This is a genomic window from Nocardia sp. NPDC049737, assembly GCF_040674755.1.
In the GTDB taxonomy this organism is placed as follows: domain Bacteria; phylum Actinomycetota; class Actinomycetes; order Mycobacteriales; family Mycobacteriaceae; genus Nocardia.
This window is the reverse complement of the sequence record NZ_JBFANH010000097.1, coordinates 1-1,575: the sequence shown is the minus strand read 5'-3', so window position 1 is coordinate 1,575 and position 1,575 is coordinate 1. Positions and strand designations below refer to the sequence as shown.

Sequence of the window (1,575 nt, the reverse complement as noted above, 5' to 3'; positions counted from 1 at the left end):
GACAAATTACCGGCTCTTAAAGACCGTCGTGATGATCGGTTGGAGCCTGGGGAGAAGCTGGCTGCGCCGGGGTCCAAAGAGGTCACCGATGGTGACGCGCGCAGTTCGATCAAGAACGGTGATTACACCCTCGCGCTGGACAAAGACAACAAGCTGATCCTCACCGGTAAAGACGGCAAGGAGGAGCTGTGGGGGTATTACGGAGCGGACGCCGCAGATCTTCTCTCGGACCCTAACAACGAAGTGAAGGTCGGGTTCGATGGCAGTATCAAGGTTGTCGATCGTCAGACCGGCGAGGTGGTCCGGGTCATCCGCGAAGCCGGAGACCCGAAACACGCGAAATTGGTGCTGCTATACCACCCCCCGTCGGAGTCCGAGCCATTGCGCTTCGCGATCGACGAAGCGCAATCCACGCTACAAATACAGGTGGACTGCTTCGGAAGAGGGAAGGCCGGACTGGCCGAGGACGTCGCGAACTGGTTGCATAATCAGGGATTGGTCGACGAGACCAATAAATCAAAGATCACCGAAGACTACAACAACTCATATCTGGCCTACGACACTCAAGTCAAGAAACACTTCAAAGACCTGGACGAGAAGATTCGGTCGATCGCCCTCGATACCGAACAGATCAATAGTGAGGCGTTCAAATCGATAGTGAACTCGATTGACGAACTCAATGAACAATTGCACGCAGTCGACGGTGTGAAGGACACTCGAGTCGTCTCCGTAGGGCAGAATGGTGATCATACCTACCGGGAAATTAAGCCGGGCGTGGAGAAGGAGCTTTTCAGCGCGATCGATAAAACGGTGACCGCGGTCGACAAGGTTGTAGACAACGCGCACCAGACCCACGAGTCCAACAAGAAAACCACAGACAAAACTTCGCATGAAAGCAAGCGCTATGGCTCGGACGACGGTAGCGGTGGCGACAAGACGGGTGGCAATGGTGGGAATGGTGTTGGCGACGGTAATGGTGCCGTGGCCGCGGCGGATGCGGCGGCCGACCCGATCGACTTCAACAAGGAACTCGGCCTGGACGGCCTCGGTGACGGTGCTTTCGGCGATACCGACGGTTTGACCACCGCGGACGGTCTCACCGGTGCTGACGGCACGACGGAAACGACCGACGCGACCGGAAGCACCGGCACGGGTACGGGTACGGATATCGGGTCGAAGATCGATGACGCGATCGCGAAGATCCAAAACGGGGCTACTGGTGGCGGATCGTCGACGGGTGGCAGCGGTTCCGGTGGTAGCTCGGGTGGTATGAGTAATCCGTACGGCATGAGTAATCCCTACGGTATGAGTGGGTCGAATCCGTTGTCCTCGATGACGAATCCGTACAATTTGCCGCAACAGTTGCAGAACCAGTACGGCGGCCAGAACGGTACGAACCCCTACTCGCAGCTGGGGAACAATGCGGCGACTGCCGCGACTGCGGCTGCTACCAATCCGCAGACCGTGACCAACGCGGTATCCGCCGCTACGGGCACACCGGTATCAGCGAATCCGAACGCGATGGTCGATGCGAAAATCCCCGGCCTCGGAGATGTGAAGCTGCCGGCGGGGCCG

At 58.1% G+C, this 1,575-nt stretch carries 1 pseudogene; it reads left to right on the top strand.

The features are described 5' to 3' along the window. Positions 1-1,575 (top strand): annotated as a pseudogene (locus AB0J47_RS42220) (hypothetical protein); the annotation flags it as partial.